The sequence below is a fragment of the Enterococcus sp. DIV0756 genome (assembly GCF_051710745.1).
GTDB lineage: Bacteria > Bacillota > Bacilli > Lactobacillales > Enterococcaceae > Enterococcus_A.
The window spans coordinates 3,247,535-3,267,100 of sequence record NZ_JBIOLF010000001.1; the positions used below are offsets into that span (position 1 = coordinate 3,247,535).

The 19,566-nt window shown below is 40.9% G+C and carries 18 protein-coding genes; 5 read left to right on the forward strand and 13 right to left on the reverse strand.

What is annotated here, in order from left to right; translation table 11 throughout:
* Positions 1-49: 49 nt before the first annotated feature.
* The 3 genes from IGI44_RS15660 to IGI44_RS15670 form a co-directional block, all read right to left on the reverse strand.
* Positions 50-1,327 (reverse strand): L-lactate MFS transporter, encoded by a 1,278-nt coding sequence (locus tag IGI44_RS15660; RefSeq protein WP_438788710.1) that lies wholly within the window; start codon positions 1,325-1,327, stop codon positions 50-52.
* Positions 1,328-1,652: 325 nt separating this feature from the next.
* Positions 1,653-2,084: an effector binding domain-containing protein gene (locus IGI44_RS15665; protein ID WP_438788711.1), complete on the reverse strand. Its 432-nt coding sequence runs from the start codon at positions 2,082-2,084 to the stop codon at positions 1,653-1,655.
* 137 nt (positions 2,085-2,221) lie between these two features.
* The gene (locus IGI44_RS15670) at positions 2,222-2,752 is read right to left on the reverse strand and encodes a helix-turn-helix domain-containing protein (protein ID WP_438788712.1); all 531 of its coding nucleotides are present in this window, start codon (positions 2,750-2,752) and stop codon (positions 2,222-2,224) included.
* Between the two features lie 216 nt (positions 2,753-2,968).
* Between IGI44_RS15670 and IGI44_RS15675 the strand changes: the two genes are divergently transcribed.
* Positions 2,969-3,421, forward strand: coding sequence for a LytTR family DNA-binding domain-containing protein (locus IGI44_RS15675; protein WP_438788713.1), 453 nt, complete (start codon positions 2,969-2,971; stop codon positions 3,419-3,421).
* Positions 3,406-3,816 (forward strand): hypothetical protein, encoded by a 411-nt coding sequence (locus IGI44_RS15680; RefSeq protein WP_438788715.1) that lies wholly within the window; start codon positions 3,406-3,408, stop codon positions 3,814-3,816. The genes IGI44_RS15675 and IGI44_RS15680 overlap by 16 nt, the downstream gene beginning before the upstream one ends.
* A gap of 46 nt (positions 3,817-3,862) precedes the next feature.
* On the opposite strand, the gene IGI44_RS15685 is transcribed toward IGI44_RS15680, so the two are convergent.
* The 10 genes from IGI44_RS15685 to IGI44_RS15730 all read right to left on the reverse strand — a co-directional run bounded on the left by IGI44_RS15685 (position 3,863) and on the right by IGI44_RS15730 (position 15,302).
* Positions 3,863-4,183 (reverse strand): DsrE/DsrF/TusD sulfur relay family protein, encoded by a 321-nt coding sequence (locus tag IGI44_RS15685; protein WP_438788716.1) that lies wholly within the window; start codon positions 4,181-4,183, stop codon positions 3,863-3,865.
* 161 nt (positions 4,184-4,344) lie between these two features.
* Positions 4,345-5,442, reverse strand: coding sequence for a hypothetical protein (locus IGI44_RS15690; protein ID WP_438788717.1), 1,098 nt, complete (start codon positions 5,440-5,442; stop codon positions 4,345-4,347).
* 18 nt (positions 5,443-5,460) lie between these two features.
* Complete coding sequence (locus IGI44_RS15695) at positions 5,461-6,204, reverse strand: hypothetical protein (RefSeq protein ID WP_438788718.1); 744 nt, start codon at positions 6,202-6,204, stop codon at positions 5,461-5,463.
* 18 nt (positions 6,205-6,222) lie between these two features.
* Positions 6,223-6,789, reverse strand: coding sequence for a signal peptidase I (gene lepB / locus IGI44_RS15700; RefSeq protein WP_438788719.1), 567 nt, complete (start codon positions 6,787-6,789; stop codon positions 6,223-6,225).
* Between the two features lie 16 nt (positions 6,790-6,805).
* Entirely contained in the window at positions 6,806-9,025 is a 2,220-nt protein-coding gene (locus tag IGI44_RS15705; protein ID WP_438788721.1) for a glucosaminidase domain-containing protein, read from the reverse strand.
* Positions 9,026-9,742: 717 nt separating this feature from the next.
* The gene (phnX, locus tag IGI44_RS15710) at positions 9,743-10,564 is read right to left on the reverse strand and encodes a phosphonoacetaldehyde hydrolase (RefSeq protein WP_438788722.1); all 822 of its coding nucleotides are present in this window, start codon (positions 10,562-10,564) and stop codon (positions 9,743-9,745) included.
* Entirely contained in the window at positions 10,554-11,648 is a 1,095-nt protein-coding gene (gene phnW, locus IGI44_RS15715; RefSeq protein ID WP_438788723.1) for a 2-aminoethylphosphonate--pyruvate transaminase, read from the reverse strand. The genes phnX and phnW overlap by 11 nt, the downstream gene beginning before the upstream one ends.
* Before the next feature lie 10 nt (positions 11,649-11,658).
* Positions 11,659-12,633 (reverse strand): extracellular solute-binding protein, encoded by a 975-nt coding sequence (locus tag IGI44_RS15720; RefSeq protein ID WP_438788725.1) that lies wholly within the window; start codon positions 12,631-12,633, stop codon positions 11,659-11,661.
* Between the two features lie 234 nt (positions 12,634-12,867).
* Entirely contained in the window at positions 12,868-14,541 is a 1,674-nt protein-coding gene (locus IGI44_RS15725; protein WP_438788726.1) for an ABC transporter permease subunit, read from the reverse strand.
* A complete protein-coding gene (locus IGI44_RS15730) occupies positions 14,538-15,302 on the reverse strand; it encodes an ABC transporter ATP-binding protein (RefSeq protein ID WP_438788727.1) in 765 nt (254 codons plus the stop codon). Before IGI44_RS15730 ends, IGI44_RS15725 begins: the two co-directional genes overlap by 4 nt.
* A gap of 352 nt (positions 15,303-15,654) precedes the next feature.
* On the opposite strand from IGI44_RS15730, the gene IGI44_RS15735 reads away from it, so the two are divergent.
* The 3 genes from IGI44_RS15735 to IGI44_RS15745 are packed head-to-tail and all read left to right on the forward strand — an operon-like array spanning position 15,655 to position 19,551.
* Positions 15,655-16,092: a MarR family winged helix-turn-helix transcriptional regulator gene (locus tag IGI44_RS15735; RefSeq protein WP_438788728.1), complete on the forward strand. Its 438-nt coding sequence runs from the start codon at positions 15,655-15,657 to the stop codon at positions 16,090-16,092.
* A complete protein-coding gene (locus IGI44_RS15740; protein WP_438788729.1) occupies positions 16,089-17,810 on the forward strand; it encodes an ABC transporter ATP-binding protein in 1,722 nt (573 codons plus the stop codon). The genes IGI44_RS15735 and IGI44_RS15740 overlap by 4 nt, the downstream gene beginning before the upstream one ends.
* Positions 17,800-19,551, forward strand: coding sequence for an ABC transporter ATP-binding protein (locus tag IGI44_RS15745; RefSeq protein ID WP_438788730.1), 1,752 nt, complete (start codon positions 17,800-17,802; stop codon positions 19,549-19,551). Before IGI44_RS15740 ends, IGI44_RS15745 begins: the two co-directional genes overlap by 11 nt.
* Positions 19,552-19,566: the final 15 nt, after the last annotated feature.

A 19,566-nucleotide genomic window follows, 5' to 3' on the forward strand; every position in this document is an offset into this window, starting at 1 on the left:
CAAAAAAGCGATCAAAACCAAATGGTCTTAATCGCTTTGAATAGATGACTTAAGCTCGCTCAGTATTTGAGTTTGTTGGTGTCTCATCGCTAGCTGATTTTGCCAAACTTTTGATCGATCCGCGAATAATCATCGAAGCCGCAAAACCAACTAACGCTAGCACTGCAAAGATTCGTAGAACATTCGTATATGAATGGAACATCTCAGTGATCTTGCCTAAGAAGATTGGCCCGAACATCCCAGCAGCAGCCCAGGCAGTTAAGATATACCCATGAATAGCACCAACTTCTTTTGATCCAAAAACATCGCCGATATAAGCAGGGACAATCGAGAAGCCGGCGCCGTAGCAGGTCATCAATAAACAGATCAATCCTGCAAACAGCAATGGTGAGTTTACCACCGATAAGCTCAATAGCACGACGATATCAATGACAAAAAGAATCGTAAAGACATTCTTACGTCCCAAGACGTCTGAGATCAACGCCCAAACTAAACGACCGCAGCCATTGAAAACACCCATCACACCTACCATTGTAGCCGCCATACCCGCAGTCATTCCAGTGATTTCCTGTGCCATTGGTGACGCTTCTGAAACAAGTGAAATACCGCAAGTAATATTTAAAAATAGCATAAACCATAATAACCAAAATGTTTTTGTTTTAATCGCTTGGTTGGCGGTTAATTGTACGCCACGATATTGGATTTTCACTTCTTCTTTTGGATTTGGAGCATCAAATCCTTCTGGTGTCCAACCGACTGGCGGCTTTTCCAAATAACGAGAAGCAGTGAACATAACCAAGAAATAAGCAACCCCTAAAATATAGAAGGTGTTCGAAACGCCGACACGCACCATCAACTGCTGGGCGATCGGCCCAGTGATCATAGAAGCGAAACCAAATCCCATGATGGCAAGTCCAGTAGCCAAGCCCTTTCTATCTGGGAACCACCGAATCATCGTTGATACTGGGGTGACATAGCCAGCTCCTAGTCCAATTCCGCCGATAATCCCGTAGGTCAGATACAGCATTGGCAACGATTGACTAGAAACAGCAAAGCCCGTCGAAATGATTCCTAAACCGAATAAAATCGAGGCGACTGTCCCTGTTTTTCTTGGGCCAAACTTTTCTACAAATTTCCCCATAAATGCCGCTGACGTTCCTAAACAGAAAATCGCTAAACTAAATGCAAAAGAGATCGATGATTTATCCCATCCTGTCATCTCTTTAATTGGTTCTTTGAATACACTCCACGCGTATGCTGAACCAATAGACAGATGAATCGCTACTCCTGATAAGGCGATCAGCCATCTATTTTTTTCCCTGCGCATCCTTTTCCCTCCTATTTTATGCATTTGTGTGTGTTTGAGTGCGATAAAAAAGAGATAACAACCGTTATCTTTTTTTGTTTAAAAAATTGTTTTATTTAAGCACTCAATAAACACGAGTATACGCTCTCATTTCGTTAAATTCAACTAAAATTTTGATATAATCCGATATTCTATTTTGCCGTAAAAAAAAAAGAATTTTAATCACTATTTTTATGTGTGATTCACTTATTTTCAGATTGATTAACCCATTTTCAACTAAAAAAAGACCACCAAGCTGATTTCACTTGATCGTCTCTTGGTTAAAAATGAACCCCTTCATTTAAACTCACTGCGTCTGTATTTGAACAGGAGCATAAAAGGATAGTTTTCCTACAGCTGTATATTCTTCAACATTAAAATTCCCAGCGATTTGGATGTCTTCCCTTTGAGCCAACTCGCCATAACTGCGCCCGATCAATTGATCCAACTCTATTTGATCTGTATAACTAAGATCAAAACGGGCATACATCCCCGCAGGCAATTCAAACTCTGACGGACGGGTTTCTTTGGTATCTGTATTTCCAATCAAGTAACACTGATCACCATTAATCACTGCATTAATAGCCAGTAGATCCCCTTCAACCTTCGAAGCATATTCCTCTTTTGCACGCATTTTTTGCTTACTCATTTCTGCCAACCCATCTGCAGAATTTGGAGCGTTTAGGGTAGTGATCCAACCGTGAACAGTCAACGTCTCTCTCTCAACTATCTTAAACATGACTAGGTACCTTCTTTCTCTAAAGTTTATATCTATTTCAACTTTTCTTTTGTTAAAGAAAATCAGGGACTCATCCATTACACGCTAAATATATATCCCTCACCCAGTTAATGCAATTAAGCTGCCTGTACCGCTTCCTAAAAATGGATAAAGCCAGCCCCTGCTAAAATAAGGAGTACTGAACACAATAATGTGACAAACAACGAAACCAACAAGAAAATACTGACACTTGTCCTAACGGAAGGAGTCATCTCCTCCTTCAGATTATTAAAATGAATCACACATACCCAAATCATCGCAATCGTTAGCAAAAGCTGGGTTGGAATGATCCCCGCCAGACTTCCGCCATTGATTGCCGCCGAAAATCCGACAAGCGAAAAGAGCAGCAGCGGACCAGCACAAATCAGCGAAAATAGTCCCATCCGAATCGACTGCAGCAGCTTGGCTTCCTTCCTCATCTTCACCATATACTTCGCATCCCCCTTCATCAAATAATCAAGAGATATCTCATAATAATCACTGATGGCAACTAGTGTCGGGATATCTGGATAATTTTTCTCATTTTCCCAATTGGAAATCGTTTGGCGTGTCACGTGAAAGATTTTCGCCGCCTCCTGCTGCGTAAGTCCCCGCTCTTTTCTTTGCGCTTTTAAAATCTCAGCGATCATGATGATCTCTCCCTCCTAACTTGATGATAGGTACCCTAACCAAATTATACTAGAAAGCCCTGCTTTCCTCGGTATTTTCTCCCGCAAGCGTTGTTTGACAGTACTGATTTATCTGATTATTTTGCAACAAACCGGTCTTTTCCTGCAACAAACAAAAAAAGGATTCTTTCTACAGCCAATCCTTGCTATGCTAAAGATACAGAAGGAGGGGAGCATGTGAACATCAACTTTACCTGGGTAAAAGAAAAAGCATTGAACGAAATCGATATCTTCGCAAATCCTAAACACAAAACCAAACTTGAACGACTTGAAATACAGCTCAAGCAAGAACAGGAAATTGTGGCAATTGATCCCAAAAACAATCGTTCAATCAAATTGCCGCTAGATCAAATAGTTTCTTTTGAAACCATGGGGCATTTAGTTAAAGTAAGCTTAATCAACCAGCAAGACTATCTTATACAAAAACGGCTGAAAGAATTGAGCTTTTTAGAAAGCCAGAATTTTTATCGCATCAATAATTCGCAGATTTTAAATCTAAACTGTGTTCAATCCTTCCAATTAGGAGAGCACGCGCGTTTAGAAGTTCATACCAAAACAAATTCTACTTATGTTGTCAGTCGTCACTATGCCAAGAAAATCAAGGAGGAACTATCATGTTCAAACACTTAAAAAATAATTTCTTTCAAGCAGGCTTCGGATCGTTTATTTGGATCACTATTCTTTGTTCACTCACGGACTTCTCTACACAGATTCCTTTTCGTTATATTTGGAATCTTGTTGGAATCAGTATTCTTATTGCCCTTTTATTCGGTATCGTCTATCCTTTTCTGTGGAACTATTCGACCTTTAAAGCATCAATAAATATTGTCATCTGTACAGTGTTAAATACGCTTTTCGCTTATACAGGCGTGTATCTTTATTCGACTCAGATGTTTGACCTAATCCGACCATTCTTTATCGCCGTATTGCTGCTTACATTGATTCTGCATATCATCACTTTTTATTTCTATTCAAAACACGATAATAAAAAAATGGCCGCAGCCTTAAACAATTTGAATGATTAAAAAAATCCCTGACTTTTGCTTTCAAGTCAGGGATTTTCCTATGCATTTAAAATGTTACAATTTTATCCGCCCATTCGACCATTTCAACACAATCAAACATCGTTGAAATTGGACAGGACGTTTGATCTTCCAGTTGACGGGATTTGAGGCAAGTGCCGCAAGCCAATAATTCGCCACCCTGCTCTTCCAACTTTTTCATCTCTGCAGGAACATCGTATTGCTCATCTTCAATACTCTCAACTTCGACTGCTTCGCCCATCAAGAAAAATTTGACTTGATGGCCTTTTTTTAGAGCTGCCACGCCAAAGCGAAAAGCATTCCAAGCTTTCTCGTGTTCCTTAGTTTCCAAGATAATTGCTAACTTCATTTCATCCGCTCCTTTAGTCTTATCGTTTATACAGTGGATAGTTCTATCCCGATCACTTAAAGTATAGCGTTAAAAAAAATTGAAAACAATCCGCTTTTCTATATAAAAATAAAAGGTACCAGCGCATACTGATACCTTCATCCTTTTAATTTATGAATAGATTAGTCTAGGATTTTCGTTACATCTTCTTGCATCTTTCCTTGCGCAAGGATATTTACTCGAGTTTGTAACTCTTCATACATTGAGGCTACCGATTGACGGGATTCGTTGACTTCTTCAGAAATCTCTTTGGCTTGTTCATTGATCAAAGCTAATTCCTTATTAGCCTCTTCAATAATACGATACGCTTCCATCTTCGATTTTTCTACCATCCGATTGGCTTGTTTTCGAGCGGAAATCAGTACTTCGCCGATTTCCTGTTGCGTCGAAATAGCTTCTTCTTTCAATTGCTCATTTTCTGCACGAAGCTCTGCTACTTTCTCTCGTAATTCCACTAATTCTTTCTCTTGAACTTCTTTTGCTTCCTTTTCTTCTACCATTTGGTCCATCGCTTGGTCTTTCTCGACGATCACTTTGTCTAATTGAGAATATTGTTCGTCCTTCTCATTGATCTCTGCAATCAATTCATCGATTTGACCTTCCAATTGATGGATTTTTTCTAGTCGTTGGATTTCTTCATCTTTTTGTTGAGCAACTAACGCTTGGTGTTCTTCGTGAATTTCTTCCAACTCTTGCTCTACAGTAGCTAAATGAGCGACTGAATCTTTTAATTTCTCGTTTTCTGCTAATGCTGTTTCCAATTGTTGTCTCAATTGATCCAATTCCTGCGTTTCTTTTAATCGTTGGACCTCTTGGCGCGCTCGTTGCACTTCCGCCTCTAAATCTTGAATTTGACGGCGATTTTGGGCTTTTTCTTCTCCCATTCGCAAAACAGACTGACGATAATTTTCATTTTCTTTTGTCAATTGCTGCGTTTGTGCCGACATTTCCTTTTTATATTTCTGTAAGACTTGCTCCTTTTCAAAAATCAATCGTTTCAATTCTTTGATTTCTTCTGCCTGCTTTTCTGGTGTCTCTGGAATGGTGTTATCAGAAACCATTTTCAAAGCAGGAGCAGGTTTAGCCTGTGCTTGTACTTGTGTTTGTGCTGCTGGCTGAGTGGACTCTTCGGTGTCAACTTTCTCTTCTGGAACAGAATTGATCTCATCGATAATGTTCTTGTTGAAAAACCATCCGCTCTTTTTTTGTTGTGCTACCATTGTTTTCCCTTCTTTCCGTTAGTCTTCTTCTTGAATCATTACAAATTTATCTTCTCCATTCTCACGAGAGAAAGTACAACTATAATCTTGCTTCTGCTTCTCCCCATCCCTTACATTTAACTGGAAGGTAATCTGTGTTAGATTGGATACCCCCTCTGCTTCAGCAGCAAAGGCTTTGATATTATCTTTAATTTGTTGACGATTGTCCTCACTGGCCAAATCCCCAGCCAAGGCAATATTTAATGTTTGAGTCGGTATATCCAAGACAATCAATGTCGTTGGCAACCCAAAATAAGAACTGAGTTTGCTGGAAAGGTCACTCTCCATTGCATATTGATTTTCCCGACTGTCCTCGGAAAACAATTCGTCCCATGCATACTCCTGCAAGCCGATACCTTCTGGTGGATACTCTTTGACCGGCAGTTTGTTGATCAATTTCTTTTGTTCTTTTTTCATCACTTGGAGATCATCTTTCAACAAGCTACTTTGTTCATTCATCGCGTATAGCTGATCTTGTACTTGAAATAAGCTATATGTGCTCAGTAGCAACCCCACTGCGAGGCAGAAGGTTATGAACAGTAACGCCGATACATGCTTTGATTGTTGAATTTGCTTGACATAATCCAGCTTCCTCTGAAAAGTCGCTAATGCGTCTCTTGGTGGCTTGATCATCTGCAATCGAACATTGATAACCATTCGATATAACCATACTAAGAGCACTAAAATAATGAGCCCTACGCAAATCCAGTTAATGATTATCACGTGTTTTCCCCTTTTCTTTTAGTTTTCCAATTTAGCGAGATGGATCGCTGGAAAACGGAATTGAACAGTTCCCTCGATTGACCTTCGATGGACAAATCCAAATGACCGGCTGTCTTTAGAAACGTCTACATGATCGCCAATAACGAAGTACACCTCTTCTGGAATTTTGTTTAACGTTTGAAATTCATCTGCTACAGTTGGTGATAACTGATAGGTGTTCGTCGTTTCAAAATCGCCTTGTTCTCCAATATCCAATACCATTCGGCCATTTCGGACAAACATACTGTCACCTGGTAAACCAATCACCCGTTTGACAAACATCCCCTCTTCCTTATCAACTGAGAAAGCAATAATATCGTAGCGTTGAATTTGTGTATTTTTCTTTACAAGAACCTGATCTTTTTCGGTCAGCGTCGGAATCATCGAAGTACCTGAAATCGTATGGACACTATAGCGTTTTTGCAATTGTCCTCTCATAACAAGCAGCATCGTTACAGACAGAATGATAAGAAGTATCGCGGTTAACAGTAATACCCGCCTGTCATTCGGTGGATCCTCTGCATGCCCATGTCGCTTATTTGCCATGAGTGATGGCACCCCTTTATTTTGCTTTAATATAAGTAACTAAATCTGATTTTGCCAAGTTTGAATCAATGACGCGATAAGAGATCACCGTACCACCATAAACGTTGCCTTCTGAGATCAAAATCCCTTCTGGGCGAACCACTTCAACAAAAGCGACATGACCATAACGTGGATCTGATCCAGCTGTACCTGGTGTAAAGGAAATCAACCAGCCAGCTTTTGGTTCACGACTGATTTCATAGCCTAATGCTTTCCCTTTGGTTTCCCACTCACCGCCGTTACCCATAAAGTCATCAACACTCTTGCCTAGTTGCTTCACACGATTAAAGGCGTACCAAGTACATTGTCCAACTGGATACGAACCGGAAGTATTGTAATTGACCCCGTTATAATCTGGGTAGCGCATCATTGTTCGGTATTCTTCAGGGATCTCATCTTTTCCTTTAATGAAAATACCTGAAGACTGGTCGACTTTCACACGATCATATTGTGTCAGGTTGTAGACCGCAATAATCGAATTTAGCTTTCTATTATAAGAAGTATCCGTCGCGTACTTTCCAGTTAAGGCTTGCGTCGATCGTAAATAATTCTTTGCGGTAGAACGCCACGTATCTTTGTAATAGCTATCATTGCCAGAGATTCCTCCGCGTAGTAACTGAACATAATCTCCTAGTGAAGCAGCGTAGTTAGGATACTTTCGAAAGGCGGAATTAATCGAGTACAGTTCGCCATTTCCACGATCTTCTTGTGTTGCCATCGAAACAGCCTGGCCTTGATAGGTTCCCTTTACACCAAATAGATTGTGATTTGGCGGCAATGACAAACTGCTCGTTCCAGAGCCACTTTCTAACAAGGCTTGCGCAATCATCACTGAAGCAAAGACATCATATTCTTGACCCAGCTTACGTGCATCTTCCGCGATTCTTGAGATAAAGGTTTTTGTGCCCTCATTTTCAGTAAAATTAATAGAAGCAGGATATTCTGCCAAAATCGTTTGCCCGTATTCGGTCAAGGTAACAGTCGGTAAAGATAGAACCATTAAGTCTTCATCGATGTTGATTGGTTGAAGAACCACCTGTCGTTGTTTTTCCTTTTGATCTGTCTCCTCATCAGCTGTTTTCTCAGCGTCAATTTCTACAACGTCATTTTTTCCAGTTTCCGTTGTTTCTTTGGCGCTGTCGATTTCGACATCCTCGACGGTTAGATAATAATCTCTCCCAATATAGATACCAACTAATTTAAGCTGATCTTTATTCTTTTGATAGAGCAGACTACCCACACTAATCTCTTCGCTCGGCTTTTCGGGCGTACCCGTAATCTCAATTGCAAAAAGTTCTTCATAAAGCTTAGTTGCTAATTGTTCAACACTGAAATCCTGCTCCTGCTCAAGACCTAGTTTCTTAATCCCATCATAAATCAACGCAGCGTGAGCTTTATTTTCGAAGCTGGTCAGCAGCGGTAATTCATAGCCTTTCAGATCTGATTGAGCAACCTCAGAAGTTTTCAGATCACTTGGAAGCTGCAAAGCACTAGTTGCTGAAAAAGCATCCGGCGTCTGCTGAATAACCGCTGGATTCGTTTGAACCTTAGGCTCGCTGGAAGCCGGAGGCGTGGGTGCTGGACTTGGAACTGTCCCCGGTGCAGATGGTGAACTCGGTTGTTCTTGACCAGAGCTTGACGGCACGGTTGAATAACTGCCTGTTGTACCAGTTGATCCGCCAGCACTTGAACTAGCCGAGCTTCCCGATGTCGCGCTGCTGGAAGTCGATGTTTCGCTTGGCGTAGTACTCGAATTGCTTGTGCTGGATGTCTGATTTGTTGAACTTTGACCTGTAGAGCTCTCACTTGTTGCACCGCTACTCGTAGAGCTTTCGCTGGTAGCACTGTCGCTCTTAGGCGGCTCACTTGTGCTGCTTTGCGTCGGTGTTTCTGGCACAGTATCTACCGGTTCACTTTCTATCGGCTGCTCCACTGGTGTCTCTGGTGCAACAGAGGATGCTTGTGGAGGCGTAGTAGGCGCTGGCGTCTCAGGAACCGGTGCTGGTTCTGCTGGTGCTTCTGGCACAGGTTCTGGTGTAGCTGGAGCTTGTGCAACTGTCGAACTTTCAGGAACTGCCGTCTCTACGACAGAAGAATCTTGAAGAACATTATCCGCTTTTAGTGCCCCACTTCGCAGGCTAGCAACTCCCCAACAAACTACTGCTACCCCGCAAATAACCATAACAATCTTTTTCATGAACATTTCCCCTTCTTTCTGTCTCGAATCATGCTAAGTATTTAATAAAATACTAGGGGCAACCAATGAATGGAAAAAAATCAAGGATGCTGAAAACAATCCGCATCCTTGATTCATTCTTCGATAATGATGCATCCATTTAAATTTTCCAATGAATGCTGATCATTCTCCGCCGCTCATCGCTAAGATTTTAAGTAACCTCTTGATAAGTCACACTATTTCACTGACTCGCGGCATTTTTGCATCTCCTTTTAAGAAGGAGAGACGCTAATCAACATGATCACTGATTGAGTGCTTATCCAACCATAAGCATGCTGTCAGTAATAAAATTACAATGACCGGATATCTATATGTATTTTTTATTCTTTGTATGAACTTTTATGATCGTTATTAATCGCTATAAGAATTGCTTCAAACTCTTTGCCTTAACGTCATAAAAAATGAGAAAACTCCTTCATTGCGCGCACCATTGGTTACACATATTATTCTACCCGCATTTATAAGGATTGTCTCAGCCATTTTTAAAATATAAAATTTAATTTTTGGATAAAATTAAGAGATTTGGGTTCATGCATCCGCTTTCAAAATTGTAGTAGCCTACATCTCAGTAAATGTGAAATTATTAAGAAGATAAATGAAGGAAAAATCTTTTTTTGCTTATTCTATTTATTTTTTGAATAAACAAAGAGATATCGGCTTTAAAAGCCGATATCTCTGCTAATTTACACTGATTTTTTCCTTTTTTATTTGCATCCTTTGAAGCAGTGATTGTTCTTGTAAAAGCTCCGCCAATTCGAGCAAATTCTTAATACAAAGATCTGCTCCTTGCTGATAAAATATTTCCGCTGTTTGTTGATTCACCTGTTCCATTTCTTCTTTTGAGAGTTGTTTATATTCTTCTAGTGACAGTCCCATTACTGAACTTCCCTCAGTCACTGCAATACTCAAAACCCCCGCATTTTTTCCTTCCTGAATGTCAGAGATCGTGTCTCCTACTTTGATCACTTCGTCCATCGAGTGGTTTTGAAAATGGCGCATATTCTCAAAAATCATAAATGGATATGGCCGCCCTAATGAATCGACCTCATCTGGTGTTACAACATAATCGGGATGATAGCCTTCTGCCTTAGCGGTTTCAAAGACAACCTCCATCATTTCCTTCGTATAGCCTGTTGTAGAGCCAATATTGTACCCTAGTTGTTTGATTTTTTTCATTGCTTGTTTCGTTTCTGGCTTTAAATGGCTGTTTTCCGCTAAATCTGCAAACAAGTATTTCTCAAAATCCTGATAGATACCTCGCACATCCTTCTCATCAGAAGCTCGTCCGTAAAGCTCAAACCATTGCTTTTTTACTTGATCAAGCGACAACAGCTGCTTGATATGATCTATTTTAAGCATCCCCATTGGTTTTCGAATTTCTTCATTCGTGAGCTCGATGTGCTTATTTTTAAACGCTTTTTTGAAGGCATAGACTGGCGCCATGCAGCCAAAATCTACGGTCGTTCCAGCCCAGTCTAAAATAATCGTTTTAACTGACATACGCTACCTCCGAATAGTTTTCAATCACTTTGACTAACCGATCAATATCCTCTGGATAAATCTCGCCAATATTCCCGATGCGGAAGCAATCTACAGAGCTGATTTTTCCCGGATAGATCACAAAGCCGTTTTGTTTTAAATGCTGATAAAAATGGGCAAAATTGAAGGACCGTTGCTCAGGATATAAGAACGATGTGATAAATGGTCCCTGATGCTGCTGGATAAATGGATGGTAACCCAGTTCGCCCATTTTTTGCCGCAATAGCCGATTATTCGTCAAATAACGCATATAGCGCTGATAGATTCCGCCTTCTGCCTCTAATTCTTTTAAAGCCTGATGAAAGGCCAAAACAGTATGGGTCGGAGAAGTAAAACGCCACTTGCCATCCTTCTCCATCGTTTCATACTGGTCGTACAAGTCTAGAGAAACAGTCCGGGCAAAACCTTTGCGCTTTTCAAGCTGTTCCCGCTTCGCCACAGTAAAAGAAAAGCCAGGAACTCCTTGAATACATTTATTTGAACTAGAGATTAGAAAATCAATGGACAAAGCGGAAACATCGATTGGAATTCCACCAAAGCTAGACATTGCATCAACAATAAACAGCAGCTCGTTATCTTTGGCAAGAGCAGCAATCTCCTCTAGCTCATTCAAAATGCCGGAAGTCGTTTCACTGTGAACCATTGCGATCCCTGAAATCGTTGGCTCATTTTCCAGGATTTTTTCTATAGCTGTCACTTGTGGAATTTCATCTTCTGCAACCTCATATACGCTGTGGGTTAAATGATGGCGCTCACACATGCTGACGATTCGACGACCATAAGCGCCATTTACACAAACAAGTAAATGATCACTAGGTCCAATGACCGAACTTAAAACCGATTCCACGCCAAACGAACCGCTGCCTTGCATTAAGATCGTTGTATATTCTTCTGACGAGACCCCAGCCAAAGACAATAGCTTTTGGCGGATTTCCTGAGTAATGGTCTTGTATTCTTGGTCCCATGTACAATGATCCACCATCATCGCTTGCTTGACCGAGCGAGTCGTCGTCAACGGGCCCGGTGTCAATAATTTATATTCCATGTCAAACTCCTTAGTCAATTAGTTTTTGATGCTGCTCTAGTAATTCTGCAGTCAATTCAGTTGGAAAGACCTTTTGATCTTTTGCGACCTGTGCATTATCCACTTGCTCGTCTTTATAAAGCGGGCTTGGATAGATTTTCAACAAGTCTGTGCGTCCCTTTTCCAAAATCAAATCAAGCATCTTCTCAGCTTCAGGATTGGTTTTATCTCCTTTATCAATCACCGCTAATGATTCAGTCAATGTATATGTTCCTTCTGAAGGTTCAACAAAATCAATTGGCAGTCCTTCCTGTTTATCTTTGACCGCCTGATGCCGTAACCCAAATCCGATCGCAACCTCGCCTAAGCGAACTTTTTTCAACGGCCCTGAACCAGAGCTTTCCAAGTGGTCGCCAGCGTTTTTGTAAATTCCCTTAAGGATGGTTTTTGCTTCATTTTCTCCGTAACTATCGACTAACGCTTGGAATAACAACCATGCAGTAGACGACTGTTTAATATCAGAGATCGACAACACATCTTTATATTTCGGATCTGCCAATTCTTTTAAACTAGTTGGGACTGGCAGTTTCATTTCCTTCAACACGTCTGTGTTATAAAAGATGGTTCCTTCCTGCACAGTAAAAGGAGCGGTATAATCTGGGATTTTCGCCAATGATTCGACCGGCAGTTTTAATGCCTTAAACATCTCGTCCTTCTTTTGAGCACTATTTAAATAGAACGTACTCATCGTCACTAAATCAGCTTCGATATTTTTTCCTTCTGCTAACAGCTTCCCGCCTAGCTCAGAAGTGCCAAATGATTGCAGCGTGTATTTGCCCTTGTACCCATTTTTGTCTAAAACATTCTTGATTACCTCCACCGGTTCTTCATCGGCATTGGTATAAATCGTGACTTTTTCGTCGGCCGCATTACTTTTGCTGCAAGCACCTAATAATAGAAGGAAAAGCAAGCTTCCAAGTAGTACGAGTAGTTTTTTTCTGTTCATTTATCATTCTCCTTTTTCATATTAATGAATTAATTTTTCCTAGGAAAAATTAGTCCGATTTTCAAGCCGTATACCATTCCTCTATACTTTTTTCGTTGAATAGCAGGTAATTTTGTATTTAGCTTTTTCCCAACTGTCTGACTGGGAGAAGTGGAACTGGCATCCTTTTTCATATTAATGAATTAATTTTTCCTAGGAAAAATTAGTCCGATTTTCAAGCCGTATACCATTCCTCTAGGCTTTTTTTCGTTGAATAGCGGTTAATTTTGTATTCAGCTTTTTCCCAACTGTTTGACTGGGAGAAGTGGAACTGGCAATTCTCTTTATAATTTGAGTAATTCCCTGCATAACCAAATTGATGACTAATAAAAACAACGAAAGCATAAAGATATCGTTAAACCGGCCAAAGTGTTGAAGCTCTTTTAATTTGGCGGTAATAACCATCGTGTTGGCACTTGTTAAGAAAATAACGGCACTGATTGTTACCATCGAGTTGAAAAAGTAATACGCAAAGATGTCTACAATCGTCACTTTCGAATTTGGAATCAGTATCCGCCAAACTGTTTTTAACCAGCTATCTCCCATCAGTTTGGCAGTATTCTCCCAGTTCAAATTCATTTTTTGCAGTGCTTCTTTGGCCATTTGATACGGTGTTGAGAAGTAATGGACGATCGTCACAATGACTAAAATGATCAAGGTGTTGTGTAGCTGACTACCACTAAACAGCAACAAGTAAGCCACTCCCAAAACCATCCCAGGAATCGAGTTCGTAATGGTGGCGATACTGTCAATCACTTGATTAACCCTATAAAGCTTACGCTCTCTAGAGGTCAAGATTGCCGCCAAATATGCGATAATTGTCCCCAGTCCCGCCGTCAGCAAGGCCATCATCAATGAATTCTTCAATGTTAGCACCAAGCTGTCATCTTGGATAAAGCGGGTAAAATTATTCAGCGTTGGTCGCAGATCATAGGGCCAATTACTCACCATCGGAATAACAATCAAGACCGCGAACACTCCTAAAATAAAGAGCGATAAGCTAACGAAAAGCAATCGGAAAAACCAATCTCTGACAGGATTTCTTTTGATGGCCGCCTGTCGTGGACGCTCATAACGCACCACCTTTTTCTGTAAGTGGTTCAGAACCAAAATACTGATGATTGATGGCAGCAGCATCGTTAACGCCACCAATGATCCAAACTGAAAATTCGGGATTGTTCCCATGAAGCCTTCATATAAAAGGGTCGTGATAAAAGGCGTTTGCCCTCCCACTGCACTTGGAATCCCAAAATCAGTAAAAGACATGAAAAAGCCCTGTAAAAAAGCAACCGCTAATACTCGAGTCAATGGCGTTAAAATCGTTTTATAAAGCGACCGATACCAGCTATCCCCCATCAAGCGAGAAACAATAAATAGTTGTGTATCTAAATACTTCATCGAATTATTGATTAGAATAAAAATTGGCGGCAATGTATAAATAATAAACCCTAATAAAATGCCGATAGTGCCGTAGATATGGAACAGTTCCTGTTGAAAAAGCTTGCTCCATAAGCCCTGCTTACCAAAGGCATAAATTAAAACAAAGCCGTAGGTGATCGTCGGCAACAACATCGGAAAATGTAGGATACTCTCGTTAACCTTCAAAAATCGCTTATTAATCCGAGTAAAATTATTTCCATAGGCTAATAAAAACCCTAACAGCGTTGAACAGCTCGTCGCAGCTAAAGAATACTTCAGACTGTTGCCAAACGAAATCTTCCAATCCTGAGTAAAGATATTCTGACTGCTTCCGCCTGAATACGGAAAAGCAGTCGTTATGATCTGAATAATTGGATAAGCCAAAAATAAAAAGAAGAAGGCTAATACAATCCAGCTTGATAGCCTTTTAATGGAAAACGATCGTCTCATGAGGCCACCCTGTTCATTGATTGTTGAAAGATCTGTTGAATATTCTGTTGTTTGATCGCTAATTGGTTGACGATAAACTCTTCAACGAAATGACAGGAAGCCTGATTCATGATTTCGATGGGAGAACTACACTGAGCGATTTTTCCTTCATCTAAAACAACGATCTTATCAGACATTGTCAAAGCCTCTTCTGGATCGTGAGTAACGATGACGATGGTCAAATGAAGTTTACGAGCAATTTCTTGAATTTTTTCTTTGATTGATTCCTTAATTACACCATCCAAGGCACTCAACGGCTCATCTAACAACAGCAACTGAGGCTTCATCACTAGTGTTCGCCCCAGCGCGACCCGCTGCTTTTGTCCACCTGAAAGCTGATGAATCGGTTTATTCAAGTGTTTCTCTAGATTCAATAATTGAATCAGTTCATCGACTTCCTCTTTAGTTGAACATTCTTTTTTGTTCCGTAGTCCGTATGTCAGATTTTGATAGGCAGTTAAATTAGGGAATAATGCGTAATCTTGAAAAACAATATTGAATGGTCGTTTTTCCATCAATGTATGAGTAATGTTTGTCCCATTAAAAAAGATTTCTCCTTCACTGGGCTCCTCCAGACCCAAAATTAAATTTAGCAGCGTTGTCTTTCCTGAACCGGATTGTCCAAGTATCGAAACAATCTCTCCAGAATCGATTTCTAGATTAATATTTTCCAATACCGTTGTCTCTTGAAATTTTTTCGTGATGTTTTCGAGTTTTAACACGATTATCCACTCCTTCTTTCATTTAAAAATCACTTCTATGCTCATAGGCTCGTTTACTAAGGGATTCATTAGTAATCAGCTCATTTACTTCAAGCTGACTTCCTCTGATAAAAAGTATAGCGAAGGAGTGTAAAGACCAAGTCAACTTCCTGCAAAGATAAAATAAAGATTGTTGTTTTTATGTAAAGAACGTAAATTTTTACACATGAACAGCAAATAATGACCTCTAAATCCTTTCATTTTCGGAATTAAATTTGTACGACCCAAATTCGTTGCACCCGCAACTTTTTTCTTTTATACTGTTATATGCGTATTTAACGAGACTTTATCATTTTTAAGGAGGAATATTCAGGTGGATTCTTTTGTTAAAATGATCAACCGCATTTCACGACTTTCTGCTTTGTATCGTGAAAAAGAATTTAAGAAATTAGGCTTAGGAGAAATGCATCACGCATATATTTTAAGTGTTTGTGATGAACCGGGGATTTCACAAGAAGAACTGGCGTGTAAAATCTTTATCAATAAAAGCAATGTCGCTCGCCAATTGGCGCAATTAGAGCAAAAAGGCTTCATCAAGCGCCAAAGCGATGAGCAGGATGCACGCCGCTTGCGGATTTTCCCTACAGACAAGGCTTCAGCAATTGAGGCTGAAATCCGCTCAATTTTAGCGAATTGGAATCAAACATTGCTAAACGAGATTCCCAGCGAACAACAAGCTGCTATCTTGTCCGGCTTGCAGAGGATCATGGAAAAAGCTGAAACAGAGATGTGTAAAAAGGAGCAAAAATGAAATTAATTCTGAACTACTTAAAACCCTACCGTTCCCGCGTCACACTAGGTGTTATTATCAAATTTTTAGGAACCATGATGGAATTAGTCCTCCCTTGGAATTTAGCCTATATCCTAGATCAGGTCATTCCACATAAGGATCCAAAGAAGATTCTTTTTTGGGGAGGTGTCATGTTGGCCGCTTCCGCCTTTGCTTTATGGGCAAACATCCTCGCCAATCGAATGGTTTCAAAAGTTGCAAAAGACACCACGGAACACATTCGCGGGGATCTCTTCCATAAAATTACTTATTTGGATACAACGCAAATTGAAGAGGTTGGTGTCTCTTCATTAGTTTCACGTGTAACATCGGACACCTATAATATTCATTTGACCCTTGGTGTCATGCTGCGAATGGGAATTCGCGCACCGATCCTTTTGATCGGTGGAATCTTGATCACCACTACCTTAGACCCGATTTTGACTTTAGTTTTAGTCGCAGTGATGCCGATCATCTTTGTGATGGTTACCCATATTTCGAAAAAAGGAGTACCGCTTTTTGGCAAACTGCAAAAGCAAGTCGACCAGCTGGTGCTGACGGTTCGAGAAAATGTAACAGGCTCTCGCGTTATTAAAGCTTTATCAAAAGAAGCCTATGAACGTCAACGCTTCGAAAACGTCAATCAATCTTTAGTAAATGCAGAGACGACCGCGAATGTGACTTTGGCTGCTTCTCCAGCTTTGTTAGATCTATTTTTAAACTTAGGTTTGACCCTTGTGATTGTCGTTAGCGCCTATCGTGTAAATGCCGGACTGACACAACCTGGCGTGATCGTTGCCTTCTTGACCTATTTCACGATTATCTTAAACGCAATGCTTTCAATTACTCGAATCTTTGTCCTGTATTCTCGTGGTCTAGCTTCGGCAAACCGAATCAATGAAGTATTGCGAAAGAAACCAACCTTGGTCCCAGGTACATTGGATCAAAGAAAAGCCGCTTCTACTAAATTAGTTTTCGACGATGTGACTTTTTCCTATCCTGATGGCGGACATGCGATCGAACACATCAGCTTCAGTGTCGCTCCTGGTGAAACATTAGGGATTATGGGGGCAACAGGTAGCGGAAAAACCACGATTGCTAGTCTGATTTTACGCTTGTATGATCGAACCTCTGGGCAGATATTGTTAGATGGGCAAGAAATCAAGCAGTATTCCCTTGATGCACTCCATCAAAAAAACGGTGCTGTCCTGCAAAAGGACGTGCTCTTTGCCGATACGATTCGAGAAAACATTTTGTTCGGTCGAAGCTTTTCGGAGGAACAAATGCAGCAAGCTATCGATGATGCACAAGCTCGGGAGTTCATCGATAAACTCCCAGACGGCCTAGAGCATCATTTGGAAGCAAAAGGACAAAATCTCAGTGGGGGGCAAAAGCAGCGGGTACTGCTGGCTCGTGCTCTGATCGGACAGCCTGATCTACTGATCCTAGACGATTCTTCCAGCGCGTTAGATTACCACACGGATGCCAATCTGCGGAGAGCCTTGCGCACACATTTCGGTGATACCACTAAAATTTTGATCGCTCAGCGAATCAGTTCAATCCAACATGCGGATAAAATCCTACTATTAAATAAAGGGCAAATGATCGGCTATGGCACCCACGAAGAGTTACTAGCTGAAAATCCAACCTATCAAGAAATCTATCAAGGACAGACAGGGGGGCAAGCCATTGAAGAATAAAGGCTCACGCAGAGGTACACTGCTGCGTTTATGGGGATATTTGTATCAATTCAAATGGTTGCTGTTTTTAGCTGTCGTCTTGACGATTGCCAGTAACCTGTTTGCTTTAGTCGGGCCACTGTTATCTGGGTATGCAATCGATGCAATTCAGATCGGTAAAGGCAACGTCGCCTTCCAAAAGGTTTTCTTCTATTGTAGCTGGATGGTGGTCTTTTATGCCGCTTCAGCGATTTTAAGCTATGGGATCAAACGATTGATGATCTTTCTAAGTCAAAAAATTGCGTTTCGTTTACGGAAAGATTTGTTTGAGAAGATTGTTTCTTTACCCGTTGGCTATTTTGATCAGCACCAAACCGGTGATATCGTCAGTCGGATGAGCTACGATATCGATACAATCAATACATCTCTAGCAAGTGACTCCGTTCAAGTCTTGAGCAGTTTAGTCACCGTCATTGGTTCCTTTGTCATGATGCTGGTAATCTCACCAGTGATGGTCACGATCTTTTTAGTTACCGTTCCCGCATCGATTTTACTGACCCGTTACTTAACCAATAAGTTCCAGCCTTTGTTTAGACAACGTTCGGCCAAGCTGGGTGAATTAAACGGTCTGACTGAAGAACTGCTATCCGGTGAACAAACAACAAAGGTCTATCATCAAGAGGAAACAATGATTGATCGGTTTGGTAAAAAGAATGAAGAAGCCATGACTGCTTACTACAACGCAGAATATTATGGCAGTATGACCGGACCTTCCGTTAACTTCATCAATAATGTTTCGTTGTCCTTGATCAGTATCTTAGGCGCTTTTCTATTTCTCTTCGGTCATTTAACCTTAGGGAAGCTTTCATCCTTTGTTTTGTACTCACGGAAATTCTCTGGTCCGATCAATGAATTAGCAAATATTTTCAGCGACCTGCAATCTTCTATCGCCGCGGCTGAACGAATCTTCAAGCTATTAGATGAAGACCCTGAAGTTCAAGACGTAGAAAATGCTCATGTCTTTGAAAAAGCTCATGGCGACGTACGCTTTGACCATGTTTCCTTCGGCTATCAAGCAGATCAACCAGTCATCAAAGATTTATCCTTTGAAATTTCTGCCGGCAGCGTCGTCGCCATCGTGGGTCCTACCGGTGCCGGAAAAACCACGATCGTAAATTTGTTAATGCGTTTTTATGATCCAGATAGCGGTGCGATCTACTTAGATGGACAAAATATCAAAGAAGCGACCCGCAGCAGTCTGCGGAAGCAATACGCGATGGTCTTGCAGGATACGTGGCTCTTTACGGGAACGATCTTTGAGAATCTGACCTATGGAAACGAAGATGCTACGCTAGAAGATGTGATCAAAGCGACGAAAGCCGCTCACATTCACGATTTCATCGCACAATTACCAAAGGGCTACGACACGGTGATGACCGAAGATGGACTAGCCATCTCACAAGGACAAAAGCAATTACTAACAATTGCTCGTGCGATGCTTTTAAATGCGGAATTATTGATTCTTGATGAAGCAACGTCGAATGTTGATACCCAGACCGAATTGCAGATCCAAGAAGCAATGGGCCGATTAATGGTCAACAAAACCTCCTTCATCATTGCTCACCGCCTCTCGACAATTCGCGAAGCTGACTTGATCTTAGTGGTCAATGACGGAAATATCGTCGAACAAGGCAATCACGAAGAACTGCTGGCTAAACAAGGACGCTATTACCAACTGCATCAAGCACAATTCGAAAATTAAAAAGACTAGAGCCAC

Coding starts and splice junctions, on each gene's coding strand:
- phnW (WP_438788723.1), bottom strand. CDS start 11,648: ATGGAATATAAATTATTGACACCGGGCCCGTTGACGACGACTCGCTCG.
- IGI44_RS15660 (WP_438788710.1), bottom strand. CDS start 1,327: ATGCGCAGGGAAAAAAATAGATGGCTGATCGCCTTATCAGGAGTAGCG.
- IGI44_RS15720 (WP_438788725.1), bottom strand. CDS start 12,633: ATGAACAGAAAAAAACTACTCGTACTACTTGGAAGCTTGCTTTTCCTT.
- IGI44_RS15670 (WP_438788712.1), bottom strand. CDS start 2,752: ATGATCGCTGAGATTTTAAAAGCGCAAAGAAAAGAGCGGGGACTTACG.
- phnX (WP_438788722.1), bottom strand. CDS start 10,564: ATGTCAGTTAAAACGATTATTTTAGACTGGGCTGGAACGACCGTAGAT.
- IGI44_RS15665 (WP_438788711.1), bottom strand. CDS start 2,084: ATGTTTAAGATAGTTGAGAGAGAGACGTTGACTGTTCACGGTTGGATC.
- IGI44_RS15740 (WP_438788729.1), top strand. CDS start 16,089: ATGAAATTAATTCTGAACTACTTAAAACCCTACCGTTCCCGCGTCACA.
- IGI44_RS15705 (WP_438788721.1), bottom strand. CDS start 9,025: ATGAAAAAGATTGTTATGGTTATTTGCGGGGTAGCAGTAGTTTGTTGG.
- IGI44_RS15685 (WP_438788716.1), bottom strand. CDS start 4,183: ATGAAGTTAGCAATTATCTTGGAAACTAAGGAACACGAGAAAGCTTGG.
- lepB (WP_438788719.1), bottom strand. CDS start 6,789: ATGGCAAATAAGCGACATGGGCATGCAGAGGATCCACCGAATGACAGG.
- IGI44_RS15725 (WP_438788726.1), bottom strand. CDS start 14,541: ATGAGACGATCGTTTTCCATTAAAAGGCTATCAAGCTGGATTGTATTA.
- IGI44_RS15690 (WP_438788717.1), bottom strand. CDS start 5,442: ATGGTAGCACAACAAAAAAAGAGCGGATGGTTTTTCAACAAGAACATT.
- IGI44_RS15680 (WP_438788715.1), top strand. CDS start 3,406: ATGTTCAAACACTTAAAAAATAATTTCTTTCAAGCAGGCTTCGGATCG.